1 pseudogene (running past one end of the window) is annotated in these 515 nt (G+C 64.5%); it reads left to right on the forward strand.

Annotated features, from left to right (window positions below):
- Positions 1-515: pseudogene (locus tag J0H39_25670) on the forward strand (transposase) (it continues 318 nt past the right edge of the window).

A 515-nucleotide genomic window follows, 5' to 3' on the forward strand; every position in this document is an offset into this window, starting at 1 on the left:
GAGCGTCACATCCCGGCCGACCATTGGGTCCGCACCATCGACCGGTTCGTCGATCTCTCGGAGATCCGCGGGCATCTGCGTCCCTTCTACAGCGAGACGGGACGGCCCTCGATCGATCCGGAACTGATGATCCGGATGCTGCTCATCGGCTACTGCTTCGGCATCCGCTCCGAGCGCCGCCTGTGCGAAGAGGTTCACCTGAATCTCGCCTATCGTTGGTTCTGCCGGCTCGGGCTCGAAGGCGACGTGCCCGATCACTCGACCTTCTCGAAGAACCGGCATGGTCGCTTCCGTGAGAGCGACCTTCTGAGGGAGTTGTTCGAGGCGACCGTCCGGTGCTGCATCACGGAAGGGCTTGTCGGCGGCGAAGGCTTTGCCGTCGACGCCAGCCTGATCAGGGCCGATGCCAACAAGCAGCGCTCTGCGGAGGCCTCAGAGCCTGTCGACTGGGACGATCTCGGCCGGACACGGCGCTCGGTGCGCGAGTATCTCGACACGCTCGATGAAGCCGCCTG

The organism is Alphaproteobacteria bacterium (assembly GCA_017308135.1).
Classification (GTDB): Bacteria; Pseudomonadota; Alphaproteobacteria; order CACIAM-22H2; family CACIAM-22H2; genus Tagaea.